This is a genomic window from Promicromonospora sp. NPDC090134 (genome assembly GCF_044746965.1).
In the GTDB taxonomy this organism is placed as follows: Bacteria; Actinomycetota; Actinomycetes; order Actinomycetales; family Cellulomonadaceae; genus Promicromonospora.
On sequence record NZ_JBIVCZ010000003.1, the window covers coordinates 175780 to 190656 of the forward strand.

The 14877-nt window shown below is 73.5% G+C and carries 15 protein-coding genes and 1 pseudogene; 4 read left to right on the forward strand and 12 right to left on the reverse strand.

Annotated features, from left to right (window positions below; all coding sequences use genetic code 11):
* Positions 1 to 13: 13 nt before the first annotated feature.
* Positions 14 to 184, forward strand: coding sequence for a hypothetical protein (locus ACIPN7_RS10430; RefSeq protein ID WP_400540867.1), 171 nt, complete (start codon positions 14 to 16; stop codon positions 182 to 184).
* Between the two features lie 169 nt (positions 185 to 353).
* Here the strand turns inward: ACIPN7_RS10430 and ACIPN7_RS10435 are convergent.
* From ACIPN7_RS10435 to ACIPN7_RS10485, 11 genes and pseudogenes are all read right to left on the reverse strand, one after another.
* Positions 354 to 1052 (reverse strand): annotated as a pseudogene (locus tag ACIPN7_RS10435) (alpha/beta fold hydrolase); the annotation flags it as partial.
* Between the two features lie 32 nt (positions 1053 to 1084).
* Positions 1085 to 1237: a hypothetical protein gene (locus tag ACIPN7_RS10440; RefSeq protein ID WP_400541999.1), complete on the reverse strand. Its 153-nt coding sequence runs from the start codon at positions 1235 to 1237 to the stop codon at positions 1085 to 1087.
* Positions 1238 to 1420: 183 nt separating this feature from the next.
* Positions 1421 to 3001 carry a lyase family protein gene (locus tag ACIPN7_RS10445; protein ID WP_400540870.1) on the reverse strand — a complete coding sequence of 527 codons (1581 nt, stop codon included), beginning with the start codon at positions 2999 to 3001 and terminating at the stop codon, positions 1421 to 1423.
* Positions 2994 to 3815 carry a protocatechuate 3,4-dioxygenase subunit alpha gene (gene pcaG / locus ACIPN7_RS10450; RefSeq protein ID WP_400540873.1) on the reverse strand — a complete coding sequence of 274 codons (822 nt, stop codon included), beginning with the start codon at positions 3813 to 3815 and terminating at the stop codon, positions 2994 to 2996. Before pcaG ends, ACIPN7_RS10445 begins: the two co-directional genes overlap by 8 nt.
* Positions 3808 to 4689 carry a protocatechuate 3,4-dioxygenase subunit beta gene (gene pcaH / locus ACIPN7_RS10455; protein ID WP_400540876.1) on the reverse strand — a complete coding sequence of 294 codons (882 nt, stop codon included), beginning with the start codon at positions 4687 to 4689 and terminating at the stop codon, positions 3808 to 3810. Before pcaH ends, pcaG begins: the two co-directional genes overlap by 8 nt.
* 35 nt (positions 4690 to 4724) lie before the next feature.
* Positions 4725 to 6017, reverse strand: a complete 1293-nt coding sequence (locus ACIPN7_RS10460) for a 4-hydroxybenzoate 3-monooxygenase (protein WP_400540879.1) — start codon at positions 6015 to 6017, stop codon at positions 4725 to 4727.
* 72 nt (positions 6018 to 6089) lie between these two features.
* Positions 6090 to 6926: an IclR family transcriptional regulator C-terminal domain-containing protein gene (locus ACIPN7_RS10465; protein ID WP_400540882.1), complete on the reverse strand. Its 837-nt coding sequence runs from the start codon at positions 6924 to 6926 to the stop codon at positions 6090 to 6092.
* Positions 6919 to 7935 carry an ABC transporter ATP-binding protein gene (locus ACIPN7_RS10470; RefSeq protein WP_400540885.1) on the reverse strand — a complete coding sequence of 339 codons (1017 nt, stop codon included), beginning with the start codon at positions 7933 to 7935 and terminating at the stop codon, positions 6919 to 6921. Before ACIPN7_RS10470 ends, ACIPN7_RS10465 begins: the two co-directional genes overlap by 8 nt.
* 1 nt (position 7936) lies before the next feature.
* Complete coding sequence (locus ACIPN7_RS10475; RefSeq protein WP_400540888.1) at positions 7937 to 8758, reverse strand: ABC transporter permease; 822 nt, start codon at positions 8756 to 8758, stop codon at positions 7937 to 7939.
* On the reverse strand, positions 8755 to 9522 hold the full coding sequence (locus ACIPN7_RS10480; RefSeq protein WP_400540891.1) for an ABC transporter permease: 768 nt from the start codon (positions 9520 to 9522) through the stop codon (positions 8755 to 8757). Before ACIPN7_RS10480 ends, ACIPN7_RS10475 begins: the two co-directional genes overlap by 4 nt.
* A 110-nt stretch (positions 9523 to 9632) precedes the next feature.
* Positions 9633 to 10673 (reverse strand): ABC transporter substrate-binding protein, encoded by a 1041-nt coding sequence (locus ACIPN7_RS10485; protein ID WP_400540894.1) that lies wholly within the window; start codon positions 10671 to 10673, stop codon positions 9633 to 9635.
* A gap of 260 nt (positions 10674 to 10933) precedes the next feature.
* On the opposite strand from ACIPN7_RS10485, the gene ACIPN7_RS10490 reads away from it, so the two are divergent.
* The gene (locus tag ACIPN7_RS10490; RefSeq protein WP_400540897.1) at positions 10934 to 11731 is read left to right on the forward strand and encodes an NPP1 family protein; all 798 of its coding nucleotides are present in this window, start codon (positions 10934 to 10936) and stop codon (positions 11729 to 11731) included.
* Between the two features lie 96 nt (positions 11732 to 11827).
* Here the strand turns inward: ACIPN7_RS10490 and ACIPN7_RS10495 are convergent, their stop codons facing one another.
* Positions 11828 to 12832 carry an RNA polymerase sigma-70 factor gene (locus tag ACIPN7_RS10495; protein WP_400540900.1) on the reverse strand — a complete coding sequence of 335 codons (1005 nt, stop codon included), beginning with the start codon at positions 12830 to 12832 and terminating at the stop codon, positions 11828 to 11830.
* Positions 12833 to 13019: 187 nt separating this feature from the next.
* Between ACIPN7_RS10495 and ACIPN7_RS10500 the strand changes: the two genes are divergently transcribed.
* Together ACIPN7_RS10500 and ACIPN7_RS10505 are read left to right on the forward strand one after the other, a co-directional pair.
* Positions 13020 to 14102: an alpha/beta hydrolase gene (locus tag ACIPN7_RS10500; RefSeq protein WP_400540903.1), complete on the forward strand. Its 1083-nt coding sequence runs from the start codon at positions 13020 to 13022 to the stop codon at positions 14100 to 14102.
* Positions 14099 to 14815, forward strand: a complete 717-nt coding sequence (locus ACIPN7_RS10505; RefSeq protein ID WP_400540906.1) for an alpha/beta fold hydrolase — start codon at positions 14099 to 14101, stop codon at positions 14813 to 14815. The genes ACIPN7_RS10500 and ACIPN7_RS10505 overlap by 4 nt, the downstream gene beginning before the upstream one ends.
* Positions 14816 to 14877: the final 62 nt, after the last annotated feature.

Genomic DNA, 14877 nt, shown 5'->3' on the forward strand with positions numbered 1-14877 from the left:
CTCGTCTTTCGACGTGCCAGCACTGCTCGAAGCTTCGGCGCGCTCGACCGCATCGGCGCTGCCGGGCGCGCCGCCACCACGCACGGCGTCGCCGCTGTCCGACACGTCACCCGCGTTCGACGCCTCAGAGCTGTCCAACGACACGTCCCTGCTCGACGCCTCGCCACTGTTCGACGCCTCGTGACCGAGCAGTGCCTCGCCGCTGTCCGGCGCGTCCCTCCCGATCGATGCCTCGCCCTTGTCCGACGACACGTCCCTGCTCGGTGTCTCGCCCCTGTTCGGCCGTTCGCCGCTGTTCGGCCGTTCGCTGCTGTTCGGCTGTTCGGCGCTGTTCGGGACTTCGCTGCTGTCGGTCACGCTGTCACCCTTCCCCGGACGAGATCGCGCACCAGGTCGGCCACGGCCTGCGGCCGCTCCGCCGGCGCGAGGTGTGCCGCTCCGTCCAGCACCTGGAGTCGTGCGCCGGGGACGGCGTCGGCGATCTCCTCGAGCTTCGCGGGCGGCGTCGCCGGGTCCGCACTGCCCGCGATCGCGACGACGGGGACGCCGACTGCGCCGAGCCGCCCCCGCAGGTCGTGGGCGCCCACGGCGTCGCACACCGCGGCGTAGCCGAAGCGGTCGGCGGTCTGCAGGCCGGCGAGCAGGCGGAGGGCCACCTGCGGTTCGCGGTCTAGAAACCCGGGCGCGAACCAGCGCCGCGCCGCGGCCTCCACCTGGGTGGGTGTGCCCGCCAGCCGCACCAGCTCGGCGCGTTCAGCCCACCCCGACGGCTCGCCGAAGTAGGTCGCTGTGCAGATCAGGGCCGCGCCGAGCACCCGGTCGGGCGCGTCCAGCAGCAACCGCTGACCGACCGCACCGCCCACAGAGACACCGGCGTACCAGAACGGCGCCCCGACGTCCCCGCGCCGCTCCTGCGCGCGCTCGACGACGCCCAGGACGGCATCGGCGAGATCAGCGATGCTCAACCCGTCGAGCTCGTCCGCGGACGGCGTCGGCGCCGTGCCGTGGCCCGGCAGGTCCCAGCCGATCACGTCGAGCTCGCTGGCGGCGCCATCAGCAGCGACACCGGCGGCGCCATCGACATCTACACCAACGCCGACTCCGACTCCGGCGGCGACGGCAGCACCTGCACCAGCACCAGCACCAGCACCAGCACCAGCACCAGCACCAGCACCAGCACCAGCACCAGCACCAGCACCAGCACCAGCATGGTCGACGACTTCGTCGGCAGCCGCACCCCCCACACCGGTGCCCCTGGCGACACGACCTCCGTCTGCGGCAGCGCCGACACCGGCCAGCAGCCCGACGGCGTCGCCCCACAGCGCCGCCACCGACGTGCCCAGGGAGGGCCCGAGCACCAGCAGCGGGCGTGTGGCGTCGCGCAGCACGAACTCGACGGCACCCAGCCTGGGTCGCGCGGTCATGTTCCCTGCCCCGCCTGTTCGGCGTACTGGTCCAGCACCCGGCCGACGACGGCGGCCGCCGCCTCGACGTCGGGCGCCGATCGGATGTCGGGCAGGCCGTCGCGCAGGTTCCGGGCCACGGCGTCGGCGTCCACCTCCAGACCCTCCAGGAGCTCCGCCGCTGCGTGCGCCGACGCGATCGCGTGCCGGGCGAGCAGCTGCAGGGCGGGCCACTCGGCGTGCCAGGCGCCGTCGGACCGCTCGTCCACGGCGAGCCCCGCGGCCCCGAGCACCTGCGCGGCCAGGTGCGGCGCGACGATCGCGGAGCGCCGCACGAGCACCGACAGCACGGGGTTGCGCTTGTGCGCCATGGCCGACGACGTCCCGCGTCCCGGCGCGGCCGGCTCGCGCAGCTCACCGGCACCCGGCCGGACCGCCTGCAGCACGTCGTTCGCGACCTTGCCGAGCGCCGTGCAGGTCTCGGCGAGCGCCGAGGCGATCCGGACCATCGGCGTCCGCGTGGCGTGCCACGGTGCCGGGCCGACCGGCAGCCCGAGCGCCGCGCCCCAGGCCTCGACGAGGGCGAACTCGGGGCGCGAGGGCCCGGTGTCGTCGGCTGACGCCGTCGGCGCAGCCACTCCGGAGCGCTCGGTCGCCCCCGCCAGCTCGGTCGCCTCCGCCAGCTCGGTCGCCTCCGCCAGCTCGGTCGCCCCCGCCAGCTCGGTCGCCTCCGCCAGCTCGGTCGCCCCGGTCAGCGCAGCCAACCCGGTCGCCCCGGTCGCCCCGGTCAGGTCCGTTGCCCCGGTCGCCCCGGTCAGGTCCGTTGCCCCGGTCGCCCCGGTCAGGTCCGTTGCCCCGGACGGGTTGGCAGACCCGGACAGCACGGCGAGCCCGGACAGCTCGCCGGCCGCGCCGCCGTAGGCCAGCGGCAGCGCGTCCGAGACGGCGTCCAGGAAGGCCCGCGCGGCGAGGATGCCCTGCAACCAGCCGGCGAACCGCGCTCCGAGCGTGGTGGGCACCGCAGCCTGGGCGAGGGTGCGGGCGAGGGCGGGCCGGGCGCGGTGCTCGGCCGCGAGGCGCGCCGCCGCCGCGGCCGCACGGTCAAGGTCGGTCACGGCGCTCCGAGCGGCGTCGCGCAGCACGAGGACCAGGGCGGTGTCGAGCACGTCCTGCGACGTGAGGCCCGCGTGCACGGCGGGCGCGAGACGCGGACCTACCGCCTCGCGCAACACGGCGACCAGCGGGATCACCGGGTTTCCCCCGGCCCCGCCGGCGCGGGCCAGCCGTGTGGCGAGGGCCAGCGCGTCGTCGTCCGCCCCGGCGAGGCGTTCGACGACGGCGTCGAGGTCGGCGTCGAGGCCGCCGTCGAGGCCGGAATCGAGGTCGGAATCGAGGTCGGCGTCGTCGTCCGCCCCGGCGAGGCGTTCGACGACGGCGTCGAGGTCGCCGTCGCAGCCCGCCTGGTGCCCGACGACGACCCGCACCCAAGCCGCCTCGACGCGGAGCATCGCCCGCAGCACCGCCACGTCGTCGGTGAGCGCGGCCGGGGACCCCGGGCCGAGGTCGGCGCCGGGGATCAGCAGGCCGACGTCAGGCATCGGCGCCGCCCCGCGGACCACCGTGCATCGTGCTTCCGTGCGCTGCCGTGTCGTACGTGAGGAACACGGTCTCCTCCTCGCCCTCCGGGCCGCCCTGGAGACGGATGTCGAACCGCAGCGACCCGTCGGGTTCGCGCGATGTGACCAGGGTGGCGCGCCGACCGGGTTCGAGCGAGGCGAGCAGCGCCTCCGCAGCCGGCGTGCCGACGCCGTCCGGGCCCACGCCGTTCGGGCCCTCGTCGTGCAGGGCAGCGACGTCCGGGCCCTCGTCATGCAGGGCAGCGACGTCCGGGCCCTCGTCGTGCAGGGCGGCGACGTCCGGGCCCTCGTCATACAGTGCGACGCCGTCCGGACCCATACTGCGCGGGGCAGCGTCCAGGTCGGCGTCCGGCAGGTACGCGCGGGTGTGCAGGCGGTCCTGCAGGCCGCGCGCGAAGACCGTCACCGCGAAGAACGGGGCGCGGCCCGGCTCCGTGGCGCCCGGCGTCAGGGTCCGGAACCAGTAGCCGCCCTCGCGGTCCGTCTCGGCGCGGCCCCAGCCGGTGAAGGTCCCGTCGCGCAGGAGGGAGCCGGACCGGCCGACGACGGCACCCGCCGGGTCGGCCTGCCAGATCTCGATCAGGGCGTCGGGGACGGGGGCGCCCGCACCGTCGTACACGGTCCCGTGCAGGCGCACGGCGCCCGGCGTGCCGGCCTCGACCAGCTCGTTGCCGCGCGCGTAGGGCAGGGCGTAGCCGAAGAACGGCCCGACGGTCTGCCCCGGCGTCGGCGGGAGCAGGTCGTCGCGCGCCGACTCGGGTGTCCGCTCACTCATCGCCGTCCTCCGGCTCGGTCCAGGTGCGGTGCGATCCCGACAGCACGATGTCCCACCGGTACCCGGTCGCCCACTCGTGCTGCGACAGGTCGTGGTCGTACCTCGCGACCAGCAGCTCGCGGGCCCGGGGGTCCTGGATGGACTGGTAGATCGGGTCGAGGGCGAACAGCGGGTCCCCGGGGAAGTACATCTGCGTGACGACGCGCTGGGTGAGCTCGGTCCCGAACAGCGAGAAGTGGATGTGCGCGGGACGCCACGCGTTGAAGTGGTTCTTCCACGGGTACGGGCCGGGCTTGATGGTCTGGAACCGGTACCAGCCGTCGTCGTCGGTCAGCGCGCGTCCGACGCCGGTGAAGTTCGGGTCGATCGGCGCCGGATGCTGGTCGCGCTTGTGCACGTACCGCCCGGCGGCGTTCGCCTGCCACACCTCCACGAGCTGACGTCGGACGGGCCGGCCCTGGCCGTCGACCACCCGGCCGCGCACCACGATCCGCTCGCCGATCGGCTCGCCGCCCCGCTGCACCGTCAGGTCGGACTCCAGCGCGCCGATGTCCCGCTCGCCGAAGACGGGCGCGAACAGCTCGATCGTCTCCGGGTCGGCGTGGTGCAGGTCCTTGGTCGGGTGCCGCAGGAGCGAGCTGCGGTACGGCGGCCAGTCCCGCCTCGGACCGAGCTCCTGCGGCGCGCCCTGCGCCAGGCCCTCCTCGTACGCCCGGTGCGCGGCCTCGATCTCAGCGCTGAGCTGCGCCTGCGTGTCGGCCGCCGCGTCAGGTGCCGTAGCAGGTGCCGTAGCAGGTGCCGTAATGGGCGCCGTAGCAGCCGCCCTGTCAGCTCCTGACCTGTCAGCTCCTGAGGCGGGCACTCGTTCCGTCATCTCGTCTCCCTCTCGACGTCGTGGGACCTCCGCGCTCACAGTGCTCCCCCTCCGAGCACCGGGCCCCAGCCGGTGTAGCCCTCCGCCAGGAAGCGGCGGCCGGACTCCGAGGCGGCGAGCGTGCGCAGCTCGGCCAGGCGCCGTCGGGCGGCGAAGCCCGTCTCGCCCGGGTGGGAGTGCAGCATGCCGCTCATCCACGCGGAGAAGTGCTGCGCGCGCCACACCCGTTCTGCGACGCGGCGGCCGTACTCGTCGAGCACGGCGTCGTCCGTACCCGCGAGCCAGGTCTCCAGCACGTCGTGCAGCACGACGACGTCCGCGAGCGCCAGGTTCAAGCCCTTGGCTCCTGTGGGCGGGACGGTGTGGGCGGCGTCGCCCGCCAGGAGCATGCGGCCGTGCCGCACGGGTTCGACGACGGACGAGCGGAACCGCAGCACCGACCGTTCCTCGACGGGGCCCTCGACGAGGCGGAAGCCGTCGGGCCCGGCGACGCGGCGCTGCAGCTCGGCCCAGATCTGGTCGTCGCTCCAGCCGGTGGGGTCCTCGTCGGGGTCGCACTGGAAGTAGAGGCGCTGGTGGGTGTCGGTGCGCTGGCTGATCAGCGCGAACCCGTGCTCGGACGCCGTGTACACGAGCTCGGGCGCGCTGCGCGGCGTCTCGACGATGACGCCGAACCACGCGTAGGGGTACTCGTGGACGAACGTGCGCCGCTGCGCCTCGGGCAGGGTGTGCCGCAGGGTCGAGTGCGAGCCGTCGGCGCCGACCAGCACGTCGCAGCGCAGCTCGTGGGTGTCGCCCTCGGGGTCGGTCCAGAGGACGCCGGGCCGGTCGGTGTCGCCGTCGAGCACGTGCGTGACGGTCGCGCCCCACCGGACCTGGGCGCCCTCGCGGCCGACGCCGTCCGCGCCGTCGGCCGCCCGCCGGGTCGCGAGGTCGACGAAGACGTCGGTCTGCGGGTAGAGCCACACGCTGCGCCCGGTGAGGCCGGTCAGGTCGATGCGGTGGCCGGCGCCGTCGAAGCGCAGAACGATGCCGTCGTGCCGGGATCCGTCGCGCAGCACGCGGTCCAGGCCGGCGTCCACCAGGACCTGCACCGCGCCCGCCTCCAGGATCCCCGCGCGGTGCGTGTGCTCGATCTCGTCGCGGGAGCGCGCCTCCAGCACCACGTGGTCGACGCCGGACCGGTGCAGCAGGTGCGAGAGCAGCAGCCCGGCGGGTCCGCCGCCCACGATGCCGACGACGGTGCGCTCGGCGACGGTGCGCTCGGGAACGGTGCGCTCGGGAACGGTGCGCTCGGGAACGGCGCGCTCAGCTGCTGGTGCGGGCAAGACGTCCTCCCGAGGTTCGACGGTTCACAGGTTCAGAGGTTCAGAGGTTCAGAGGTTCAGAGGCTTCCCGCCCTACCGCATCCGGGCCAGGTCGGCCTCGATCGCGGCCGCCGCCTTGAGCAGCGGGGGCAGCACGTGCCGCAGGATCTCCGCGACCTCGCCCCTCCGCACCGGCGCCGAGACGTTGACCGCAGCCACCACACGGCCCGTCCCGTCGCGCAGCGGCGCCGCGACGGACCGCAGGCCGTCCTCCAGCTCCTGGTCCACGAGCGCCCAGCCCTGCTCGCGCGCCTCGGCGAGCGCGGCCCGCAGGTCCTGGGGGTCGGTGATCGTGCGTGGGGTCAGCGCCGCGAGCGTGCCCGACGGCGCGGCGCGGGCGAGGTAGGCGTCGAGCGCGGCGGGCTCGGCGTGGGCCAGGATCGCCCGGCCCATCGACGTCGCATAGGCCGGGAACCGCGTGCCCACCCGGATCGTCGCGCTCATGATGCGGCGCGTGGCGACGCGGGCGACGTAGACGATGTCCGCGCCGTCGAGCACCGCCACGGAGGAGGACTCGCTCACCCGCTCGGACAGCTTCTCGAGGTGCGGGGTCGCGATGTCCGGCAGGGTGAGGCTCGACAGGTAGGCGTAGCCGAGCTCGAGCAGGGCGGGCCGCAGCGTGAACTCGCGGCCGTCGGTCGCGACGTACCCGAGCTCGACGAGCGTGTGCAGGAACCGCCGCGCCGACGCGCGGCTGAGCCCCGTCTCGCGCGCGACGTCGCTCAGGGTGAGGGACCGCCGGTCGCCGTCGAACGCCCGGATCACCGCGAGGCCACGTTCGAGGGACTGCACGAACTCGGGCGAGCGGCCGGGTTCGGTCCCGGCATCGCCCGCACCGACATCCGGATCGGACTCTGGTAGGTCAGGCATCCGCTCCCCCCACCGCGTGGGTGAGCCGCGCCTCGGCGAGGCTGCGCACGCCCTGCTTGGCCTGCTGCACCAGCTCGTACACGTGCGTGCGCAGGCGGGCGAACTCGGGCGCGGAGCGCGTCTCGAGCTGGTCGCGGTCGGGGCCGAGGCCGATCGCGACGTCCTCCAGGACGACCGTGGGCCGGGCCGAGAGGACGAGCACCCGCTCGCCCAGGTAGATCGCCTCGTCGATGTCGTGCGTCACGAAGACGACGGTGATGCCCAGCCGCCGCCACAGCTCGCGCACCAGGTCCTCCAGGTCGAACCGGGTCTGCGCGTCGACGGCGGCGAACGGTTCGTCCATGAGCAGCACCTGCGGCTCGTAGGCGACGGCGCGCGCGATCGCCACCCGCTGCTGCATGCCGCCGGAGAGCTGCCAGGGATAGGCGTCGGTCACGTCGTCCAGGCCGACCGCCGCGAGGGTCTCCCGGACGAGTTCCGCCCGCCGGCCCTTCGCGACGCGCTTCTCGCGCAGCGGCAGCTCCACGTTCTGGGCGACCGTCATCCAGGGGAACAGGGAGCGGCCGTACTCCTGGAGCACCACCGCCATCCCCTGCGGCGGCTCGGTGATCACCTCCTGACCCAGCACCACCTCGCCCGACGTCGGCGGCAGGAGGCCCGCCACGCAGCGCAGCAGCGTCGTCTTGCCGGCACCCGAGGGTCCGACGACGCACACCAGCTCGCCCGGGCGCACCTCGAACGTGAGGTCGGCGATCGCCTCGACGGGCGCGGCACCGCCGCCCGCGCCGCCGGACCGGGCCCCACGGGATCGGGCACCAGGAGACCGGGCACCAGGAGACCGGGCACCGCGAGATCGGGCACCGCGAGACAGGGCCCCACCGGGACGCGGACCGCCGTCGTACACCTTGCGCAGACCGCGCACCGCGAGGCGCGCCCCGCCGGCCGGCCCGGCCCTGTCGACCAGGCCGCCGGTGTCGACCAGGCCGGCTCCGTCAACCGAGCTGCTCATCTCAGGCTCCTCCGTTCTGCGACTGCCGGTACCCGAGGTACCAGCCGAGGACCGCGTTCGTCACGGCCCGGAAGACGAGGGACAGCAGCACGCCGACGACGCCGAGCAGGATGACCCCGCTCCACATCTCCGGGATCGCGAAGCTGCGCTGGAACTGCACGATCGAGAAACCCAGTCCGTCCTTGGCCGCGAACATCTCGCTGATCACCATCAGGATGATCCCGATCGACAGTGCCTGCCGGGCGCCGGTCACGATCTGCGGGCCGGCGCCGCGCAGCACGAGGTGCCGCACCGTCGCCACGCGGCCGAGCCGGTAGGCCCGCGCGGTGTCGCGCAGCACCGGGTCCAGGCCGCGCACGCCCTCGACGGTGTTGAGCAGGATCGGCCACAGGCAGCCCGTGGCGATCACGACGATCTTCATCGGGGTGCCGATGCCGAGGAACAGCATCAGGACCGGCACCAGCACCGGGGGCGGGATCGCGCGGAAGAACTCCAGCACCGGCTCCGCGTAGGCGCGCAGCGCGCGCGAGGACCCGACCGCCACCCCCAGGCCGACGCCGACGACGAGCGCGATCGAGTACCCGGCGAGCAGTCGCAGCACGCTCGGCACCACGTCGGTAGCGAGGCGGCTCCCGGCGAGGCCCTCGCCGGTTGGGGCTCCGGAAGGGGCACCGAACCACGTCTCACCGAACGTGCCGACGATCGTGCGCAGCGGCGGGTTGAAGTACGACGTGCTGCCGGCGGTCAGGAACCACCACGCCGTGAGCAGCACGGCGGGCAGCCCGACGACGAGCAGCGCGGACCGCAGCATCTTGCCCGTCATGCCGCACGCTCCCCGCGGACCGAGGGGTGCCAGAACAGGGTCGGGCGCTCCAGCGCGCGGGCCACGACGTTCACGGCGACCCCGAGCAGGCCGGCGACGACCACATAGGCGTACATCGACCCGACCGCCCCCGAGGACTGCGCCACCCCGAGCAGCTTGCCGATCCCGGGCGTGCCGATCAGCAGCTCGCCGGTCACGGTCAGGATCAGCGCCACGCTCGCGGCCAGCCGCAGGCCCGTCATCGCGTACGGCAGCGCCGTCGGCCACACCACGGTGCGGAGGCGGGTCAGCGGCGAGAACCGGTACGAGCGCGCCGTGTCCGAGGCGACCGGATCGACGTCCTGCACCCCGGCGAGCACCTGGACCAGGACCTGCCAGAAGCTCGCGTAGACCACGAGCAGCAGGGTGGAGGCCATCCCCGTGCCGTACAGCAGGATGGCCACGGGGATGAGCGCGACCGAGGGCACGGGCCGCAGGAACTCGATCGTCGACGCCGTCACGGCCCGCAGCAGCGGCACCGACCCGATGACCACCCCCAGCACGACGCCGGCCACGAGCGAGATCGCGAGCCCCGTGAACCACGTGGTCAGCGTCTGCCCGAGTGCCGTCCAGAACTCGCCCCGGCCCAGGCGTTCCACCAGGGCCGCCAGGATCTGCGACGTCGGGGGCAGGTACCGCGCGTCCACGAGCCCGAGCCGCGGCACGAGCTCGACGACCAGGACCAGGGTCGCTACCCCGCCCGCGCCGAACGCCCAGGCGGGCACGCCCGCGGTTCGAGCCCCGGATCGAGCGGCAGGTCGAGCGCCCAGTCGAGCGCCAGGTCGAGGGCCGGGTCGAGCGCCGGGTCCAGCGCCAGGAGGAGTGACGGCAGCGCTCACGGCAGCAGCGTGCTCACGTCGACGGCCTCGTCGAACAGGCCCTGCTCCAGGCCGAGGTCGGCGAGCACCTGGAACGACGACGCCTCCAGCCCGGGCGCGAACCGCGGCATGACCATGGCTTCCTTCACGGCCGGGTCGATCTCGGTGTAGTCGTCCAGGACCGCGCGCGTCTCGTCGGGGTGCTCCTCCGCATAGGTCAGGGACTCCTCCATGGCGGCGGTGAAGGCCTCGACGGTCTCCGGGTCGGCGGCGATCTGCTGGTCGGACGTGAAGTAGGCGGCGATCAGCAGGTCGGGGTCGGTCTCGGCGAAGTTGGACGCGACGACCCGCGCGCCGTCCTGCAGCGCCCTGGTCAGGTGCGGCTCGACGATCCACGCGGCGTCGACCTGACCCCCGGCGACGGCGGCCGGCATGTCGGGGAACGCCATCTCGACGAATTCCACCGCGGCCGGGTCGCCCCCGGCGTCGCCGACCACCTTGCGGATCGTGGTGTCGCCGATGTTGTTCAGCGTGTTGACGGCGACGGTCCGGCCGGCCAGGTCGGCCGCGTCCTGGACGTCGGAGTCCTCCGGGACGACGACGGCGCTGAAGTCCTCGCCGGCCACGCCCGTCGTGGAGTTGCCGGGCGCCACGGCCTTGAGCGGCAGCCCCTGCGACGACGCGACCAGCAGGGACGTCACGTTGCTGAATCCGAACTGGTACTCGCCGGCGACCACGGCGGGCACGATGGCGGCACCGCCCTGCGCGAGCTCGAGCGTGACGTCGAGGCCCTCGTCCTCGAAGAAGCCCTCCTGCACGCCGAGGTAGATCGGTGCGACGTCGACGATCGGGATGACGCCGACCGTGACCGGCGTGAGCCCGCCGTCGGACCCACCGCCGCCGGACCCGCCGTCCCCGGACCCGCCGGCACCGGAACCGCCGGCACCGGAACCGCCGGCACCGGAACCGGCCTCGGAGGCGCCCCCGCACGCGGCCAGGAGCAGGGCCGCCGTCGCGGCGGCAAGAACAGGGGCGGCAGCAGAAAAGGTACGTCGCACTGAGGTTCTCCCTTGAACGTGGGTGCTGTACGTGGGTGCTGTACGTGGGTGCTGTACGTGGTGCTCGCGCAGGTGTTCGGCATCCGAACGATTGTGCCCACAAAGAACATAGCGACCCCGGTGGTGCGCGGTCAACGCCGTCCGCCCGCGTAAGCAATCACCCTCATTGCCCGGTCCACCCAGCGGCAATACCATCCGTCTGCCCGGCTTTTCACCCGCTCCGCCCGAACCCGAAGCGCAGGACTCACGAGAGGCCCGTCATGGAACGCACGGACCGTCGACCGACACCCCACGCACCGGCCCGCGTCGTCGCGGCCGCCGTCGTCACACTGCTCGCGCTGGTCGCCCCGGCCGCAACGGCGCAGGCCGACCCGCCGCCCAACCTCCCGCAGAACGCGAGCGGGTACGAGCAGTCCTTCTCCCCCGCCTACGACTACGACACCGACGGCTGCTATGCGACGTCCGCGATCGGCCCGGACGGGACGCTGGCGACCGGCCTCGCGATCGGCGGCGCCGTCAACGGGAGCTGCCGCGACCAGTGGGACCTGGACGCGTCGCAGACCTACTCGCGCGAGAAGTGCAACAACGGCTGGTGCGCCGTCATGTACGCGAGCTACTTCGAGAAGGACCAGACCATGGACGGCCCGGTGGCGATCGGCAGCCACCGGCACGACTGGGAGCACGTCGTGGTGTGGGTCGACCAGGCGACCAACCAGGTCGAGCACGTCTCGATCACCGAGCACAGCGGCTCGGCGACCTACCCCCGCTCACAGGTCCGGTTCGAGGGTTCGCACCCCAAGATCGTCTACCACAAGGACGGGCCGAGCACGCACCTGTTCCGCCTGGCCAACGGCAACGACGACCCGCCGGAGAACCACTACGGAACCTGGCGCTACCCGCCGGTGGTCGGCTGGGACGGCTGGCCCAGCACGTCGCTGCGCGACCGCCTGATGACCGCCGACTTCGGCGGCGCCACCATCAAGATCGACGACGGCGACTTCACGTACTGGCTGGACCGCATGAAGCCGGCCGGCGTCCCGTTCAACCCGGCGGGATAGCTCCCGGCGGCACTGCACCTGGCGTGCCGTCGGGCCACGACCCCGGCGGTACGCCAGGTGCACCGTCCGGCGCACCACCCGCGACTGCACCACCCGCTACTGCACCGGCCCGGCCGCCTGACCGGCCGCGCCTGACCGGCCGCGCCTGACCGGCCCGAGCTTGCCCGGGTTCATCTGCCACAGCACCTCGTCCACGCCCGCGTCCGAGGCGGTCAGCGTCAGCACGCAGAACAGCTCGCCGTCCCGCTCCAGGCCCGCCGCGGAGTGCCCGTTGACCTCCAGCGGTATCGCCGTCACCCCGGACCAGAACCGCTCGGCGTAGGCCTGCAGGAGCCGGGCGACCTTGCGGCGGCCGACGACGGGGACGCGCGCGGCCGGCCGGACGACGCCGCCGCTGTCCGCCCGGCTGACGACGTCCTCGGTGAACAACTGCTCGAGCCCGGCGAGGTCGCCGATCCGCGCCGCCGCGACGAACGCGTCCAGCAGCGCCCGCCGCTTGCCCGCCAGCACCGTGCTCCGCTTGCCGGACGCGATGTGCTTGCGCGCCCGGCTCACGAGCTGGCGCGCCGCGGCCTGCGAGAGCTGGACGATGTCGGCGATGTCCGCATACGCGTAGTCGAACGCCTCGCGGAGCACGTAGGCGGCACGCTCGGTCGGCGTGAGGCGTTCGAGCAGCACCAGCACCGCCACGTCCAGGGCCTCGGCCTGCTCCGCGCCGAGCGCAGGGTCGTGGGTCGTGTCCACCGGTTCGGGGAGCCACGGCCCCGTGTATGTCTCGCGGCGGGTGTGCGCGCTCTGCAGGACGTTGATGGCCAGGCGGGTGGTCGTCGTCGTCAGGAAGGCCTGCGGGTTGCGGACTACGGACCGGTCGGTGGTGTGCCAGCGGATCCAGGTGTCCTGCAGCACGTCCTCCGCCTCGGCGACCGAGCCGAGCATGCGGTACACGATCCCGAACAGCTGCGGCCGGACCTGCGTGAAGACGGCTGCCGCGCCGTCGAGCTCCTTGCCGCCCGGTAACTCCTCGCCACCCGGTCTCGCGCCCTCCGGGCCCGCCTCGTCCTGCCCTGGAGCTCCCGGTTGCGGGGCGCCTGACGCGGCCATGGTTCTCCCTCAGGGGTGGACGACCGTCACAGCCGGCGCCCCCGACCGGTCGTACGTGTGAGGCCGATAAAAACACGGCCCGGATCCCCTGTCCTGCGCTGCGCGAGCCGCCACCCGGCCCGGCAGATCATCGAGATACATCCACAGGCTCGGTAGCAGGCACGATGATGCGAGCAAGGAGAAAAAGATGAGCGAGCACGTGCTCGAGCCGGCCGCCCAGGCGTTCGGCGAAGCGACCGCCAAGCCCCCGCTGCTCTACGAGCTGGGCGTCGAGGGAGCCCGCAAGCTCCTCGACGACGTCCAGGCGGCACCGATCGAGAAGCCCGACGTCGACGAGAAGTGGATCACCGTCCCGGCCGAGGTGGGCGACGTGCGGGTCCGCATCGTCAAGCCCGTCGGCACGAACGGCACGAACGGCACAGCAGGCAAGCACAGCGCGGCCGGCCGGCCCGACCTCCTGCCGGACCTGCTTCCGGACGAGGCGCCGTCCCTGTTGCCAACCATCCTCTACGTGCACGGCGGCGGCTGGATCCTCGGCAACGCGGGCACCCACGACCGGCTCGTGCGTGAGCTGGCCGTCGGCGTCGGCGCGGCCGTGGTGTTCGTGGAGTACACCCGGTCGCCCGAGGCGCAGTACCCCGTGGCGATCGAGCAGGCCTACGCCACCGCGCAGTGGATCGTCCGGGAGGGTGCCGCCGAGGGGCTCGACGCCGCGCGGCTGGCCGTCGTCGGCGACTCCGTGGGCGGGAACATGACCGCCGCCCTGGCGATCCTGGCCAAGCAGCGCGGCGACGTGACCTTCGTCCACCAGTCGATGTACTACCCGGTGACCGACGCCGGGCAGGACACCGACAGCTACCGCGAGTTCGCCGACGGCCCGCACCTGACGGCCAAGGCCATGGCGTGGTTCTGGGACGCGTACCTGCCGGACCTGGACCGGCGCGGCGAGATCACCGCGTCCCCGCTGCGGGCCACTGCCGAGGACCTCGCGGGCCTGCCCGAGGCGTTCCTGGTCGTCGACGAGAACGACGTGCTGCGGGACGAGGGCGAGGCGTACGCCCGCCACCTGATCGCCGCCGGCGTCCCGACCACGACGGTTCGCTACAACGGCACGATCCACGACTTCCTGATGCTGAACCCCCTGCGCGGCACCGCGGCCACCACCGCGGCGCTGGAGCAGGCCGTCCACGTGCTGCGCAAGGCGCTGGGCATCAACATCAACACCAACACCGCCAACAGTGCAGTACAGAGCAAGGGAGAGCAGTCATGACCACACCCACCGTCGTCCTGGTCCACGGGGCGTTCGCCGAGTCGTCCAGCTGGAACGCCGTCGTCGGGCATCTGCAGCAGCAGATGATCCCGGTGGTCGCCGCCGCCAACCCGCTGCGTTCCGTCGCGGGTGACGCCCAGTACGTGCGCGACGTCGTCGCGTCGATCGACGGCCCGGTCGTCCTGGCCGGCCACTCCTACGGCGGCATGGTCATCACCGAGGCCGCCGCCGGCAACCCGAAGGTCGTGGGCCTCGTCTACGTCGCGGCGTTCACGCCCGACACCGGGGAGAACGCGTTCAACCTGTCCGCGAAGTTCCCCGGCAGCACCCTGGGCGCGGCGCTCAAGGCCTACCCGGTCTCGACCGGCGGCAACGAGCTCGCCATCCGTCCGGAGGTGTTCGGCGAGCAGTTCGCCGCCGACGTCGACGCCGACCTCACCGCCCTCATGGCCGCGACCCAGCGGCCGGTGACCGAGGCGGCCCTGACCGACGACCTGCAGGCCGCCGAGCCCGCGTGGCGCACCCTGCCGTCGTGGTTCGTGTTCGGCGAGGACGACCGCAACATCCCGGCCGAGCTGATCCGGTTCATGGCCGAGCGCGCCGGCGCCCGTGCGGCGACCGAGGTGCCCGGGGCGTCGCACGCGCTCGCCGTGTCGCACCCGGTCACGGTGGCCGAGACGATCATCACCGCGGTCCGCGCCACCTCGGACTGAGGTCGTAGCGCGACCTCGTGACGCCGGCCGGGAGCCTCCAGCACCCGGCCGGCGTCGTCCGC